This is a genomic window from Erysipelatoclostridium sp. AM42-17, from assembly GCF_003480255.1.
GTDB lineage: Bacteria > Bacillota_I > Bacilli_A > Erysipelotrichales > Coprobacillaceae > Faecalibacillus.
Window position 1 is genome coordinate 27,938 of sequence record NZ_QUIN01000003.1, and the last position, 14,915, is coordinate 42,852.

15 protein-coding genes, 1 other RNA gene, 1 riboswitch and 1 other annotated feature are annotated in these 14,915 nt (G+C 28.9%); of the genes, 15 read left to right on the plus strand and 1 reads right to left on the minus strand.

Annotated elements, in window-relative coordinates; genetic code table 11:
- Positions 1 to 48: 48 nt before the first annotated feature.
- From serS to DW911_RS02265, 15 genes are all read left to right on the plus strand, one after another.
- A complete protein-coding gene (gene serS / locus DW911_RS02195; protein ID WP_118432973.1) occupies positions 49 to 1,335 on the plus strand; it encodes a serine--tRNA ligase in 1,287 nt (428 codons plus the stop codon).
- A gap of 37 nt (positions 1,336 to 1,372) precedes the next feature.
- Positions 1,373 to 1,876 carry a GNAT family N-acetyltransferase gene (locus DW911_RS02200; protein ID WP_158575431.1) on the plus strand — a complete coding sequence of 168 codons (504 nt, stop codon included), beginning with the start codon at positions 1,373 to 1,375 and terminating at the stop codon, positions 1,874 to 1,876.
- A gap of 42 nt (positions 1,877 to 1,918) precedes the next feature.
- Positions 1,919 to 2,006, plus strand: an RNA gene (ffs, locus tag DW911_RS02205) — signal recognition particle sRNA small type.
- Positions 2,007 to 2,021: 15 nt separating this feature from the next.
- Entirely contained in the window at positions 2,022 to 2,462 is a 441-nt protein-coding gene (locus DW911_RS02210) for a nucleoside deaminase (RefSeq protein WP_118432971.1), read from the plus strand.
- Positions 2,463 to 2,512: 50 nt separating this feature from the next.
- Positions 2,513 to 4,339: a DNA polymerase III subunit gamma/tau gene (gene dnaX, locus DW911_RS02215; protein WP_118607428.1), complete on the plus strand. Its 1,827-nt coding sequence runs from the start codon at positions 2,513 to 2,515 to the stop codon at positions 4,337 to 4,339.
- Between the two features lie 9 nt (positions 4,340 to 4,348).
- Positions 4,349 to 4,942 (plus strand): recombination mediator RecR, encoded by a 594-nt coding sequence (recR, locus tag DW911_RS02220; protein ID WP_118432970.1) that lies wholly within the window; start codon positions 4,349 to 4,351, stop codon positions 4,940 to 4,942.
- Positions 4,943 to 5,188: 246 nt separating this feature from the next.
- Positions 5,189 to 5,809 carry a dTMP kinase gene (tmk, locus tag DW911_RS02225; protein ID WP_118432969.1) on the plus strand — a complete coding sequence of 207 codons (621 nt, stop codon included), beginning with the start codon at positions 5,189 to 5,191 and terminating at the stop codon, positions 5,807 to 5,809.
- Positions 5,806 to 6,753 carry a hypothetical protein gene (locus DW911_RS02230; RefSeq protein ID WP_233542986.1) on the plus strand — a complete coding sequence of 316 codons (948 nt, stop codon included), beginning with the start codon at positions 5,806 to 5,808 and terminating at the stop codon, positions 6,751 to 6,753. Before tmk ends, DW911_RS02230 begins: the two co-directional genes overlap by 4 nt.
- Positions 6,754 to 6,766: 13 nt before the next feature.
- Complete coding sequence (locus tag DW911_RS02235; protein ID WP_118607409.1) at positions 6,767 to 7,621, plus strand: PSP1 domain-containing protein; 855 nt, start codon at positions 6,767 to 6,769, stop codon at positions 7,619 to 7,621.
- A complete protein-coding gene (locus tag DW911_RS02240) occupies positions 7,611 to 8,351 on the plus strand; it encodes a tRNA1(Val) (adenine(37)-N6)-methyltransferase (RefSeq protein WP_118607410.1) in 741 nt (246 codons plus the stop codon). Before DW911_RS02235 ends, DW911_RS02240 begins: the two co-directional genes overlap by 11 nt.
- Positions 8,344 to 9,189, plus strand: coding sequence for a 16S rRNA (cytidine(1402)-2'-O)-methyltransferase (gene rsmI / locus DW911_RS02245; RefSeq protein ID WP_118432966.1), 846 nt, complete (start codon positions 8,344 to 8,346; stop codon positions 9,187 to 9,189). The genes DW911_RS02240 and rsmI overlap by 8 nt, the downstream gene beginning before the upstream one ends.
- Positions 9,190 to 9,281: 92 nt before the next feature.
- Positions 9,282 to 9,483: a binding site (T-box leader), on the plus strand.
- Positions 9,471 to 11,462: a methionine--tRNA ligase gene (gene metG / locus DW911_RS02250; protein ID WP_255415282.1), complete on the plus strand. Its 1,992-nt coding sequence runs from the start codon at positions 9,471 to 9,473 to the stop codon at positions 11,460 to 11,462. It overlaps the preceding feature by 13 nt.
- Positions 11,463 to 11,549: 87 nt before the next feature.
- A riboswitch (cobalamin riboswitch) is annotated at positions 11,550 to 11,732 on the plus strand.
- A 95-nt stretch (positions 11,733 to 11,827) separates the two neighbouring features.
- On the plus strand, positions 11,828 to 13,033 hold the full coding sequence (locus tag DW911_RS02255) for a prenyltransferase/squalene oxidase repeat-containing protein (protein ID WP_118432964.1): 1,206 nt from the start codon (positions 11,828 to 11,830) through the stop codon (positions 13,031 to 13,033).
- Positions 13,017 to 13,763 (plus strand): DUF4430 domain-containing protein, encoded by a 747-nt coding sequence (locus DW911_RS02260; RefSeq protein ID WP_118607412.1) that lies wholly within the window; start codon positions 13,017 to 13,019, stop codon positions 13,761 to 13,763. Before DW911_RS02255 ends, DW911_RS02260 begins: the two co-directional genes overlap by 17 nt.
- A gap of 11 nt (positions 13,764 to 13,774) precedes the next feature.
- Positions 13,775 to 14,317 (plus strand): ECF transporter S component, encoded by a 543-nt coding sequence (locus DW911_RS02265; RefSeq protein ID WP_118432962.1) that lies wholly within the window; start codon positions 13,775 to 13,777, stop codon positions 14,315 to 14,317.
- Positions 14,318 to 14,323: 6 nt separating this feature from the next.
- Here the strand turns inward: DW911_RS02265 and DW911_RS02270 are convergent, their stop codons facing one another.
- Positions 14,324 to 14,911: an ECF transporter S component gene (locus tag DW911_RS02270; RefSeq protein ID WP_118432961.1), complete on the minus strand. Its 588-nt coding sequence runs from the start codon at positions 14,909 to 14,911 to the stop codon at positions 14,324 to 14,326.
- Positions 14,912 to 14,915 lie beyond the last annotated feature (4 nt).

Genomic DNA, 14,915 nt, shown 5'->3' on the forward strand with positions numbered 1-14,915 from the left:
GTTGATGTATAATTTAGTTCGTATTAGTAACAATAAAGGGAGATAATTATGATTGATATTGCATTAATTAGAGAAAATCCTACGCTTGTTAAAGAAAACATGAGAAAGAAATTTCAAGAAGATCGCGTAGAATTAGTTGATGAAGCTTATAAATTAGATAGAGAATATCGAGAAGTTCTTACTAAAGCAAGTGATATTAGAAGTATGCGTAATAAGTTATCAAAAGAAATTGGTGCTTTTATGCGTGAAGGTAATAAGGAAGCAGCAGAAGAAAATAAAAGAAAAGTAACTTCTATGGCTGATGAATTAAAAGATTTAGAAGCTAAAGAAGAACAATATGGAAAAGAATTAAAAGAAGTTATGATGAAGATTCCTAACATTATTGATGATTCAGTTCCTATTGGTAAAGATGATAGTGAAAACGTAGAAATTCAAAAATATGGTGATCCTGTTGTACCAGAATATGAAATTCCATATCATGCTGATATTATTGCTCGTTTTAATGGATTAGATAAAGATGCTTCTGGTAGAACAAGTGGTAATGGATTCTACTATTTAATGGGAGATATTGCTCGTTTATCATCAGCAATGTTATCTTATGCAAGAGATTTTATGATTGATAAAGGATTTACTTACTGTATTCCTCCATTTATGATTCGTAGTGATGTTGTCACTGGAGTCATGTCTTTTGAAGAAATGGATGCCATGATGTATAAAATCGAAGGAGAAGATTTATACTTAATTGGTACAAGTGAACATAGTATGATAGGTAAATTTAAAGGACAAATCGTAGAAGAAAAAGATTTACCAATTACTATGACTTCTTATTCTCCTTGCTTTAGAAAAGAAGTTGGTGCTCATGGTATTGAAGAACGTGGTATTTATCGTGTTCATCAATTTGAAAAACAAGAAATGGTTGTTTTATGTAAACCAGAAGAAGCAATGGAATGGTATGATAAAATGTGGTCTTACACTGTAGAATTATTTAGAAGCATGGATATTCCAGTAAGAACACTTGAATGTTGTTCTGGTGATTTAGCTGATTTAAAAGTTAAATCTTGTGATGTTGAAGCATGGTCACCACGTCAACAAAAATACTTTGAAGTTGGATCATGTTCAACTTTAGGTGATGCACAAGCTAGACGTTTAGGTATTCGTGCCAAAGGTGAAAATGGTAATTATTATGTATCTACTTTAAATAATACTGTACTAGCAAGTACACGAGCAGTCATTGCTTTTATTGAAAATAATTATAATGAAGATGGTTCTATTAATATTCCTAAACCATTACAAATGTATATGGGTGGAAAAGAAAAATTAGTACCTGTTAAATAATACGTATCTTCGATACGTATTTTTTATGGAGGAAAATATGGAATTATTTGTAAGTGAAGCAGAAGTAGAAGATGCAGATATGTTAATTGATTACTTTAATCAAGTAGGTGGAGAAAGTGATTTTTTAACTTATGGATTAAATGAGTGTAAGATGAATGTTTTATCAGAGATGGAACTTATAGAAGAAATGCATGAACAAGAACAATCTTGTTTATTTCTTGGTTTTATTGATGACGAACTTGTATCAGTAGCTTCTTTAATAGGTGAAACACAAACAAGAATGAGTCATACTTGTGAGCTAGGGATCTCTGTTAAAAAAGATTATTGGCATATGTCGATAGGGTCTTCAATGATGGAAGAATTAATTTTATATGCTAAGGAGCATCAAATAGATGTTATCTATTTAGAAGTAAGAAGTGATAATATGTCAGCTATGGGATTATATAAAAAATTTGGTTTTATAGAAACTGGGAAGATGCCAAAACGTTTTAAGATAGATAATCATTATTATGATGCTACAATGATGGCTTTAACTCTTTAATAAAATATATTGCTTAATTATCTAAAATAAGATATAATCATAATTGCCATTACAATAGGCGGCTTCGAACCATGTCAGGACCGGAAGGCAGCAGCATTAAGAATCACCGTCTATGTGTAGTGGCTTTTTTTAAGGAGAAAAAAGAATGAATGATGAATATTATATGCAAAAAGCTTATCATGAAGCATTAAAGGCTTTAAAAATAGATGAAGTACCTGTTGGGGCAGTGATTGTTAGAGATGGTAAAATTATTGCGAGAGGTCATAATCAAAGGGAATCTAAAAATATGGCTACAGCTCATGCTGAAACAATTGCTATTCAAAAGGCTTGTCGTAAATTAAATTCATGGCGTTTAGATGATTGTACGCTTTATACGACATTGGAACCTTGTTTGATGTGTACTGGGGTCATTATTCAAAGTCGTATTCAAAGAGTTGTATATGGTGCCCATGATACAAGATGGTTAGCTTTTGATAAAATCATTCATAGTCAATATCCTGTAAATCATATTCCTATGGTAACAAAGGATATTTTAATTGATCAATGTTCTAAAATTATAAAAGATTATTTTAAACAAAAACGATAGGATAACTATCGTTTTTAATGTATAATAAAGGGGATTGGAGTGGATTGATTATGGCATATAAAGCGTTATATCGTACTTATCGTCCGCAAAGTTTTGAAGACTTAGCAGGACAAGATCATGTAAAAAAGACCTTACAAAATGCAATAAAAGAAGGGAAAATTGCGCATGCTTATTTATTTGCTGGACCTCGTGGTACAGGGAAGACAACTGTTGCAAAAATATTTGCTAAAGCAATCAATTGTAATGGAGATCATGTGCCATGTAATCAATGTGATAGTTGTAAAGCTATTACTGCCGGCGAACATCCTGATGTCATTGAAATTGATGCTGCCAGCAATAATGGTGTAGATGAAGTAAGAGATTTAATTGATAAAGTTAAATATGCACCGATAAGTGCTAAATATAAAGTTTATATTATTGATGAAGTTCATATGATGTCACCAGGAGCTTTTAATGCTTTACTAAAGACATTAGAAGAACCACCTGCTCATATTGTTTTTATTCTAGCAACAACTGAACCTCATAAAATACTACCAACAATTATTTCTCGTTGTCAAAGATTTGATTTTAAAAGGGTAGAAGATCAAGATATTGAACAACGATTGACTTATGTATTACAATCAGAAAATAAACATTTTGAACCTGAAGCATTAGAGATTATTGCTCAATTAGCTGATGGAGGAATGCGTGATGCATTAAGTATTCTAGAACAATGTTTAGCTTTTAATGATGATTTAACAGTAGCCAATATTAATCAAGTTTATGGTTTATTATCTATTCAAGATAAGATTAAATTTATTAAATTATTATTAAATAAAGACATGAAAGCTGTATTAGAGTCATTAGATACAATGATGTCAGCCAGCATTGATATGAAACGTCTTACATTTGATTTGATAGATATTTTAAAAGATATTATTATTTATAAAAATACTCAATCAGTAGATGTTTTATTTGTTTTACGTCAAAGTCATTTAGATTCGATTATTCCTTATATTTTAGTAGATGAAGCTTTTGATATGATTCAAATATTTATTGAAGCAAGTGAGCATTATAATCAATCAACAAATGCGCATACATACTTTGAACTTGCAGTATTAAAAATATGTAATCATATAAAAGAAGATCATAAAATCCAAAATGAGGAAGTTATTCAACCAATAAATACGCAAAATAAACCTGTAATTGATGATCAAGAAGTCATCAATACTCAACCAGTAGAATCTGCTTTACATAGTCATAGTTATGAAAAATTAGATATTGAAGAAGTTATGAGTGAATCAGTACAACCTGTACAAGTTCAAGAAACAATAAAACAACCTGTTGTAGAAGAAATAATCGAAGATAATATTGAGGAACCACAAGAAGATGATCATGAAGAAAATATTGATCATATAGAAGTTTCATTTGATGATATATTAAATATTTTAGTTCAAGCAAAAAGAACAGTTTTAAATGATATTCAAGATCGTTGGCAAGTTATAAGCAAGTATCGTTATAATTTAAATACTGCTAAATTTGCGACAATGTTATGTGATGGAAAACCAGTAGCAGCAGGAGAAAATGCATTTATTTTAACGTTTAAACATCTTCCAGATGTTAATAATGTTAATTATTCAGATAATTATCATTTATTAAAACAATTTTTAAAGGAAGTGTTAGGTCAAGAATTTGATTTTATAGCGGTTTTAGAAGATGATTGGCCACAAATGAGAAATAAGTTCATCGAATTAAATAGAAGTGGTCAATTACCAAAACCACAAGCTATTATTTTACATCATATTAAAGAATATCAAGAACCTAAACCTCAATTAACAGATGCCCAAAAATTGGCTATTGAGATGTTTGGCAAAGATATTGTAGAAATAGAAGAATAGGAGGAAAGTATGAATTATCCTAAAGCTTTTGATGATTTGGTTGAATGTTTTAAAAGATTACCAGGAATTGGTGGAAAAAGTGCAGAACGTTTAGCTTATCATGTTTTATCAATGGACAAAGAACATGTACAAGAATTTGCTTCTGTATTATCAACTTTTCAAGATAAAATTCATTATTGTAAGATATGTGGACATATATGTGAAGGTGATACTTGTGATATTTGTAATGATCCAACAAGAGATCATTCAACTATCTGTGTTGTCGAATCGCCTAAAGATGTTTTTGCAATGGAAAAAGTAAAAGAATATCATGGTCTTTATCATGTTTTACATGGCACTATTTCTATTATTGATGGTAAAACGATGGATGATTTAAATATTCAATCTTTATTTAATCGTTTAGATGATCAAATAAAGGAAGTCATTATTGCAACGAATCCTACCCGTGAGGGGGAAACAACAGCTTTATTTTTAAGTAAATTATTAAATAAAAAGAATATTACGACAAGTCGTATTGCTAATGGATTACCAATAGGAAGTAATATTGATTATGCTGATGAGCTAACTTTGTTAAAATCATTAGAAGGAAGAAAAAAAATGTAAACATCTCATATAGTTATATGGGGTGTTTTTTATTAAATTAATAAAGAGAATCATGTTATCTTTATTATTAGTAATCATTACTAATAATATATTTTCAACCATTCATTTTCCATTTATTTTATGTTTCATTTTTTTCTTTATTTTTGGTATATATGGATTGATAATTTTTGTTATCATCACTATCATGAGATAATTAGACTTTATGTTCTATTTTAGATATAATATTGAATTAGAGGTGAGATTGTAATGAAGGGAAAATTTATAACATTAGAAGGTCCTGAAGGTAGTGGAAAGACAACAGCATGTCAAAATGTTGCGGAAATATTAAAACAACAAGGATATAAGGTTTTAATGACAAGAGAACCTGGCGGTGTTGATATTGCAGAACAAATTAGAAATATTATTTTAGATAAAAATAATACGAAAATGGATTATAAAACAGAAGCTTTACTGTATGCTGCAGCGAGAAGACAACATCTTGTTGAAAAAGTATTACCAGCTTTAAAAGATGGATATATTGTTTTATGTGATCGTTTTGTAGATAGTTCACTTGCATATCAAGGTGTTGCTAGAAATTTAGGAATAGATGAAGTATACCAAATGAATTTATTTGCAATTAATGATGTCATGCCAGATAAAACTATATTTTTTGATATTAATTATTTAGATGGATTAAAACGTATTCAAGATAATCAAAGAGAAACAAATCGTTTAGATTTGGAATCTACACAATTTCATAAACAGGTATATGAAGGCTATTTAGAAATCTGTGATAAATATCCTGATCGTATTGTTAAGATTGATGCGAGTTTATCACGTAATGAAGTGACACATCAATTATTAGAGGAAATTAATAAAATCTTATGATAAAAGATTATTTAATTGAAAATCAACCCATTTTTTATCAAATAATTAAAAATCAATTTGAAAACAATAAAATTCCCCATGCTTTTATTTTATCAGGCAACAATACTGAAAAAGCATTACAATTTCTAGCCATGTCTTTTATTTGTGATCAAAAACTTGCTTGCGAGCAATGTGTTGATTGTCAAAAAGTTTTGAATCATAAATATGCGGATATGATCGTATTTGATGGTTTAGAGTCTTCAATCAAAAAAACAAATATCGAATACATACAAGAAACTTTTAATAAAACATCTTTAGAAGGGAAAAATAAATTATATATATTAAAAAATATTGAATACTCATCTAAAGAAGCTATGAATACATTGTTAAAAATGTTAGAAGAACCAACACCAGGTATATATTCTATTTTTACAACAAAAAATATGAATAAGGTTTTACCAACAATTCGCTCACGATGTGAAGTGATTGAACTTAAACCTGATAGTCAATTAGAATTTATCAATCGACTCATTGAAAAAGGTATTGATCAAGAAAAAGCAAATATCTTATCTGATTTAAATAGAGATGTAGATGCTATTGACCAGTATGATGATGAAAAACTCGATTATATTATTTTACAAGTGATTAATTTTGTTGAAGATTTATTTACTAAAAGAGAAAATCTTATTATTAATACACAAACTAATCTTTTAAAGACATATAAAGATAAGGAAAGTATAAAATTATTTTTACGTTTATTAACGCTTGCGTTAAAAGATATGTTTCACGTGAAACATAATCAAGAATTTATATATTATGTTAATCATATAGATTTATTTAAGTCGCTAGAATTTGACAATGATGATATAATTAAGAAGATTGAATTAGTATTAGAAACTTTGTATCTTATAGATACAAATGCAAATATTCCATTACTTATGGATAGTATGATGTTTAGATTATAGAAAGGATATGCATATGGCTGAAAAAAAACTAGCAAGTGTAAAATTTAAGAACGCTGGTAAAGTATATTATTTCTCTACTGATCTATTATTAGATAAAGGTGAAAATGTAGTTGTTGAAACTGCTAGAGGTCTTGAGTTAGGGGAAATATCTCAAGAATTAAAAGATTTATCAGAGTTCGATTTAGATACAGAACTTAAACATATTTTAAGAAAAGCAACAAAAAGAGATATTGATAATTTTGAAAAAAACTTAATTGATGCTCAAAAAGCATTAGAAACATGTAAAGAAATCGTTTCTCGTTATGATATTAACATGCAATTAACTAAATGCGAATATACGTTAGATAAGGCTAAGATTATCTTTATGTATACATCAGACGATCGAGTTGACTTCAGAGAATTACTTAAAGAATTAGCTACTGTATTTAGATGTCGTATTGAGTTAAGACAAATTGGTCCCCGAGATAAGGCTAAGGTTGTTGGTGGAATTGGTACATGTGGTTTACCACTTTGTTGTTCAACAATGCTTGGCGAATTTAATGGTGTTTCTATTAACATGGCAAAAAATCAAATGCTTGCGATTAATATTGATAAAATATCAGGTGCTTGTGGTAGATTATTATGTTGTTTAAAATATGAGGATGATATTTATACTCAAGAAAAGAAAAGATTTCCTAAAATTGGATCAAAAGTGAAATATGAAGGAAATGATGTTAAAGTATTAGGACTTAATGTTATTAGTGATTTAGTAAAGATTGATTCAAAAAATGGAGTTATCTTTGTTAGTTTAGATGAGATTACATTTGATAAAAATAATAATCATAACAATAATCATCATGTACATAAAGGTAAAAAAAATGAACGATAATGAAATACTTAATTATTTATTAGCACATAAAGATCTTAAGATTATCCAAAGAAAGGACATGTTCCATTTTTCTTTGGATACTGTTTTACTTGCAAACTTCTGTACAATTAATAAAGATGTAAAGGAAATTGTTGACTTTGGTACTAACAATGCTGCAATTCCTTTATTGTTATCAAAAAGAACTCATAAACACATAACAGGAATCGAAATACAAGAAGAAGCAGCAGATTTAGCTAAAAAAAATGTATCAATGAATCAACTAAATGACCAAATTGAAATCATTCATGATGATATAGCAAATCATGTTATTGATTGTAATACAAAAGCTCAATTAGTTGTTTGTAATCCACCATTTTTTAGAGTTGATGAGGATAGTAATTTAAACGAAAATGAATATCTAACAATTGCAAGACATGAAATCAAAATTGATCTTGAAGGTATTATAAAAAGTGCTGCACGAATATTAGATAACAAGGGACGTTTGGCAATGGTTCATCGACCAGATCGCATGATTGAAATATTGAATCTTATGCAAAAGTATGATATTGAGCCTAAAAGAATACGTTTTGTATATCCTAAAGTAAATAGAGATTCTCATGTACTTTTAGTTGAAGGAATGTTTAAAGGTAAAAAAGGAATAAAAATAGAACCACCTTTATATGCTCATAATGACGATGGAAGTTACAGTAATGAAGTAAGAAAAATGTTTGGAGAGATTATTGATGAATAGACAAAAAAGTTTTGAAAACAATTTATCTACATTATATATTGTTGCTACACCAATAGGTAATCTAGATGAAATGACAATCAGATCATTAAAAATATTAGAAGAAGTCAATTATATTGCTGCAGAAGATACACGTAATACTATTAAGTTGCTTAATCATTTTAATATTTCAACAAAACTTATTTCTCATCATGAACACAATATAGAGAAGTCAATACCTAAATTAATTTCATTATTAAAAGAAGGTAACGATATAGCTTTGGTAAGTGATGCAGGATATCCAGCTATTTCTGATCCTGGATATGAGTTGGTTAAAGCTTGCATTAACGAAAACATTAATGTAGTACCAATCAGTGGTGCTAATGCATGTTTAGATGCTTTGGTAGTTTCAGGTATTACGCCACAACCGTTTATGTTTTATGGATTCTTAGATCATTTAGACAAGAAAAAAAAGAAAGAATTAGAAAGTTTAAAAAATTATAAAGAAACAATCGTATATTATGAATCACCACATAGAATTAAAAAGACATTAAATTTAATGCATAAAATTTTAGGAGATAGACATATTTCATTATGTAGAGAACTAACTAAGAAACATGAAGAAATTATTCGTGGAACAATCTCAGAAGTATTAGAAATTGTAGATGAATTAAAAGGTGAAATGGTAATTGTTGTTGAAGGAAATAATGAACAAGAAGAAGTCATTGAATTTGAGACAACAATTAAAGAAGATGTTGATATGTATATTGAAAAGGGTATGTCAACAAAAGATGCAATCAAGGAAGTTGCAAAACAAAGAAGTCTAAATAAAAATGCTGTTTACAAAGAATATCATCAATAATGTTTCACGTGAAACATTATTGGTTAAAATAATAGTGTTAACAAGCATAAAGTTGACTTTTAAATTAGAGTTTGATAAAGTTTAATAGTATGAAAAATGCAAAGATTGGAAAATGATAAAGTAATACTTTTTAGAGAACTAGTGGTTGGTGAAAACTAGTAGTTAGCTTTATGTGATGGGCCATGAGCAGTTATCCTGAATAGTTAAGGATAAACGTTAACTGCGTTAAAGTTTTGAGTGACATACATTGTATTGTATGTAAAAAAGGTGGTACCGCGATTATTCGTCCTTTTACAGAAGGACGATTTTTTTATTGGGAGGAAAGTATGAAAGAAAAAAAAGATTTTTATTTAACAACTGCAATTACTTATACATCAGGTAAACCTCATATTGGAAATACATATGAAATTATTTTAGCTGATGCAATAGCGAGATTTAAAAGACAAGAAGGTTACAATGTTTATTTTCAAACTGGTACAGATGAACATGGACAAAAAATTGAAATTAAGGCCAATGAAGCAGGAATTGAACCTAAAGCTTATGTTGATAAAGTAGCTGGTGAAGTAAAACGTATTTGGGATATGATGGATACAACATATGATCGTTTTATGCGTACAACTGATGAATATCATGAAAAACAAGTTCAAAAGATTTTTAAAAAATTATATGATCAAGGTGATATTTATTTAGGACATTATGAAGGTAAATATTGTACAGCATGTGAATCATTTTTCACAGAATCACAATTAGTAGATGGTAAATGTCCTGATTGTGGTGGACCGGTACATGATGCAAAAGAAGAAGCTTATTTCTTTAAATTATCCAAATATCAAGATCGTTTAATTAAACATATTGAAGAACATCCAGAATTTATTCAACCTGTATCAAGAAAAAATGAAATGATGAATAACTTCTTAAAACCAGGTTTACAAGATTTATGTGTATCTCGTACATCATTTAAATGGTCTATTCCAGTTGACTTTGATCCAAAACATGTTGTGTATGTATGGATTGATGCCTTAACAAACTATATTACAGGATTAGGTTATGACGTTGATGGAAATCATGGTGACTTATATAAAAAGTATTGGCCTGCAGATTTACATTTAATTGGTAAAGATATTGTTAGATTCCATACAATTTACTGGCCAATTATGTTAATGGCATTAGATATTCCTTTACCAAAACAAGTATTTGGTCATCCTTGGTTATTACAAGGTGAAAGTAAAATGTCTAAATCAAAAGGTAATGTTATTTATGCTGATGACTTAGTTGATTTATTTGGTGTAGATGCAGTTAGATATTATGTATTACATGAAATTCCATATGATAATGATGGAAGTATTACATGGGATTTATTAGTAGAAAGAATTAATAGTGATTTAGCTAATGTATTAGGTAACTTAGTTAATCGTACAATAGCTATGTCTAATAAATATTTTGGGGGTATTGTTGAAAATAAAAACGTATCTGAAGATGTTGATCAAGAATTAAAAGATCTAGCACTAGCAATGCCAGCAAAAGCCATTGAAAAAATGGATGAATATAAAGCATCAAATGCATTAGATGAAATCTTTAATTTATTAAGAAGAACAAATAAATACATTGACGAAACTATGCCATGGGCATTAGCTAAAGATGAAACTAAAAAAGATCGTTTAGCTACAGTTTTATATAACTTAATTGAAGCTATTCGTTTTAGTGCAGTTATGTTAGTTCCATATATTCCATCTACAGCTCAAAAAATCTTAGATCAAATTAATACAGATGCTAGAGATTTTGATAGTTTAAAAGAATTTGGTGTATATAAATCTGGTACTAAAGTAGTTGAAAAACCAAAAATGTTATTTGCAAGATTGGATCCTAAAGAAATTGCTAAAAAAGTATCTGAAATAGAAGCTAAACAAAAAGCATCTATTAAAAAAGCAAAAGAAAAATTAGAAACAAAAGAAGAAATTACAATCGATGATTTCTCTAAAATAGAATTAAAAGTAGGAACAGTATTAAAATGTGAAAAACATCCTAATGCTGATAAATTATTAGTAAGTCAAATTGATATTGGTGAAGATCAACCAAGACAAATTGTAAGTGGTATTGCTGAACTATACAAACCAGAAGAATTTGTAGAAAGAAAAGTTGTAGTAGTATCTAATTTAAAACCTGCAAAAATTAGAGGTGTAGAATCTCAAGGTATGATTCTTGCAGGTGGAGATAAAAAAGTATTAGGTGTATTAGATGCTGGAGACTTACCTAACGGTACAACAATTAGATAGTAAAAAGAACGCATGAAACCATGCGTTTTTTTAATTATGACTATATTTTTAAAAAGATATATATTATAATAGGCAAGTACAAAGTAAAATTGAATAATATTTATAGGTTTCAATATATTTACACTATCTTGAATTAAGAAGGAATCAGGTGAAATACCTGAACGGTCCCGCCGCCGTAATGTGGAGAATAAGCAAAAGTCACTGGAAAACTGGGAAGACGCTTAAACAATGAAACAGAGTCGGAATACTTGCCTATATCTAAGGATACACTTTACGGAGTATAAAGTAGTTCTTCTAGATTTTAACTAGGATAACTATGCCTAGTTTTTTATTTAGAAGTTATTTAATTTGAAAGGGGAAAGAACATGAAAATGAAAAAAATTATTTGCAGTCTTATGATATCTGTACTATGTTTTATGACTGCAATATCTGGTGTATCAGCAGCAAATACATATGATACAAACAAATTGTTAGATGCAGCAGATAAAGTAAAAGCTTATTATAAGAAAAATGGTTTAACAAAATATAGTACTTATGAATATTATGGGCAAACTTATAATAATTTAGGAGATTATCTCAATGATATGATTGCTTATGAAGCTTTAGGTGGAGAAGTAGAAGATGATTTTGATATTTCTGATTTTGAATCAAATTTAAATGGGAATATATCAACTGTAAATGCACTTGCCAAAGAAATCATTGTTGCAAAATTATTAAAGAAAGATCCTACAAATTTAACTATTAATGGTTCATCAGTAAATTTAGTAAATGAATTAGAAAGCAAAATAGATGATAAGGGATGTTTTGGTAAAAAGTTAGGAAGCAACATTGATATTTGGGGATTACTTGCTTTAGAATCAGTTTCATCATCTAAAGTCCAATTAGTTGCAAACCATATCGCCTCAGATATTAATGAAGATGGTGGATTTTGGAATTTTGACTACTATGATTCAACTAAAAAGAATTCAGGATGTGATGTTACTGGTTGGGGTATTGAAGCTTTAAGTATTGCAGGGAAAAAACAATATTCTTCAACTATTCAAAAAGCAATTGGATATTTAAAAGAACAACAAAATGATGTAGGATTTCCTGATTATGGATCAGTTAACCCAGATAGTCAAGCTTGTGCAATTGAAGGATTATCTGTATATAATAGAGATGACTTATTAAATGGTTTATACAATAAAAATAATTCAAATCAAATTGATGTTTTATTAAATTATCAAAATACTGATACAGGATCATTTTGGTACAATAATGCAGGAGAAGAAAATAGATATGCTACTCAAGATGCTGCAAGAGCAATGGGTACTATTATTAACGGTAGCGTAATTTATAAAGCAATCGGTTATGGAAATCCTGATTCAACATTAACAAGAGTAGAAGTTAAACCTGCTCAAACTCCAACTCAAACAGAAAATAAAAACGATAGTCAATCACCAAAAAAAGATCAAACAGCTACTGCTGTAAAAACTGGAGATAATACAAGTGTTACTGTATTTGTTTCATTATCTATGATTTCAGCAGGATTATTCTTAGTATTAAGAAAAGAAAATGAAAAAGCTTGTTAATAAATTTAAAGCATTATATTTAAGTAAAAGAATTGTAATAATTTTTATTACAATTTCTTTTGTTTTTATAGGTGGTTTTTCATTTTACAATGGAATCACAGGAAATTATCAAAATCAATCGATAGTACAAAAAGATACTATAAGTCAAAAGAATACTAAGAAAAAGAAAGAAAAAAAAGAAGATACTAATCAACAAGAAAATGAGGAGAGTAAAAATGTAGATTCTCAAAGTAATGTTGTTAGTAACGAGGCTAATCAAAGTACTTCCAAAAGTACAACATCATCATCAAGTAATAAAAGTAATGAAGCAAACAAATCGAGTCATAGTGAAACCAGTACATCACAAAATAACCAAGTACAATCTGGAAGTCAATCAACAAACAATAATCAATCAAATCATCAGTCAACATCTCAAACCCCAAATGAAGAAGCAATAAATGTGAGCATTCAAGTTTATGGAATGGGAAACTTAATGATGAGTGGAAATGTTAATGTTGAAAAAGGAACAAGTGTTTATGATGTTTTGACTAAAGTTGCATCACAAAATGGACTAGGTGTTTACGGAAGTAAAATATATGTAAAAGGTATTGGCGATTTATTCGAAAAACAACATGGTAATATGTCGGGATGGATGTATAGTGTTAATGGAGTATTTCCCAATAAATCATGTGGTTATTATAGTTTAGAAAATAATGATAAAATTGTATGGCGCTATGTCAATTATAATTAAAGGAATAAAAAATGAATTCAGATAAAGTAAAGGAAATAAGTTTAATAGGAATATTAGCAGCAGTGAATATTGCTTCAAGAATATATCTTCAAGCATTACCGAACATTAAACCAGTAACATCCATTATTATTATTTCTGTTATGTTATTTGGTTTATCTTTTGGAGTAAAATTAAGTATAGTGACGACAGTTGTTTCTAATTTGTTTTTAGGAATGGGAACATGGACGTTCTTTCAAATACTTGCATGGGTTGTTATTTGTTTAATAACGCAAATTTTATTAGATTTTTTAAAGAAAATAAATAAGGAACCGAAAGTGTTCCCTATGGCGATATTTTCATTTTTTATGGGTTATGCATTTGGAATAGTTGTTTCATTAGAACAGCTTATGTTAGGTGGTCCAGCTTTATATATTGTTTATTATACAGCAGGTCTTTTATTTGATACGTTTCACGCTGTTGGAAATTTCTTCTTCTATTTAATATGTGCCCCTATACTGATGAAGGTATTAAAAAAAGAGTCAGAAAGAATAAAATTAAAACAAGGTTCAATGTGAACCTTGTTATTTTTTTGGAGCTAATTTATCAAGTAAACCAGATTTCTTTAATGCTGGTTGAATAGCTATATATAATAATGAAGCAACGATAACACTAATAATTGCATTTGTTGAAGTTGTGATACCATTCCATGCTGCAAGTGCTTTTGCTGCATCTGCTGGTGCACCAAGAATGACACTGTTATAGAAGTATCCAAATAATGGTTCTCCAACAACATTGAAGAATAAACCAGCAATACTTGAAACAATTACTGCAATATATAATCTTTTTCCTTCTAATTCCTTCACGTGAAACACATGATGAGCAACAAGTCCAGTGACAACCCCAATCATTAATTTTAAAATAATTGTCTTAGGCGCATATGTAACATAAATAGGATCTAGTAAATCCCCAATTCCCATACCAATAGAACCAGCAATTCCACCAGGTACACCACCTACTAATAAGGCAGCTAAAACAACAAAGGTATTTCCTAAATGGAAAGAAGTATAACCCCCAGGTGTTGGAATCTTTATTTGCAAGAATGTAAAACTAATGTAAGCTAAAGCTGCCATTAACCCTACGGTTGCAATCTTTAAAGTTTTATTATTCATTTTT

Bases quoted from the DNA above. Each gene is read 5' to 3' on its own strand.
- DW911_RS02240 (WP_118607410.1), top strand. From the start codon at position 7,611: ATGAACGATAATGAAATACTTAATTATTTATTAGCACATAAAGATCTT.
- DW911_RS02270 (WP_118432961.1), bottom strand. From the start codon at position 14,911: ATGAATAATAAAACTTTAAAGATTGCAACCGTAGGGTTAATGGCAGCT.
- serS (WP_118432973.1), top strand. From the start codon at position 49: ATGATTGATATTGCATTAATTAGAGAAAATCCTACGCTTGTTAAAGAA.
- DW911_RS02235 (WP_118607409.1), top strand. From the start codon at position 6,767: ATGGCTGAAAAAAAACTAGCAAGTGTAAAATTTAAGAACGCTGGTAAA.
- DW911_RS02255 (WP_118432964.1), top strand. From the start codon at position 11,828: ATGAAAATGAAAAAAATTATTTGCAGTCTTATGATATCTGTACTATGT.
- DW911_RS02260 (WP_118607412.1), top strand. From the start codon at position 13,017: ATGAAAAAGCTTGTTAATAAATTTAAAGCATTATATTTAAGTAAAAGA.
- tmk (WP_118432969.1), top strand. From the start codon at position 5,189: ATGAAGGGAAAATTTATAACATTAGAAGGTCCTGAAGGTAGTGGAAAG.
- recR (WP_118432970.1), top strand. From the start codon at position 4,349: ATGAATTATCCTAAAGCTTTTGATGATTTGGTTGAATGTTTTAAAAGA.
- rsmI (WP_118432966.1), top strand. From the start codon at position 8,344: ATGAATAGACAAAAAAGTTTTGAAAACAATTTATCTACATTATATATT.
- DW911_RS02210 (WP_118432971.1), top strand. From the start codon at position 2,022: ATGAATGATGAATATTATATGCAAAAAGCTTATCATGAAGCATTAAAG.
- DW911_RS02265 (WP_118432962.1), top strand. From the start codon at position 13,775: ATGAATTCAGATAAAGTAAAGGAAATAAGTTTAATAGGAATATTAGCA.
- DW911_RS02200 (WP_158575431.1), top strand. From the start codon at position 1,373: ATGGAATTATTTGTAAGTGAAGCAGAAGTAGAAGATGCAGATATGTTA.
- dnaX (WP_118607428.1), top strand. From the start codon at position 2,513: ATGGCATATAAAGCGTTATATCGTACTTATCGTCCGCAAAGTTTTGAA.
- DW911_RS02230 (WP_233542986.1), top strand. From the start codon at position 5,806: ATGATAAAAGATTATTTAATTGAAAATCAACCCATTTTTTATCAAATA.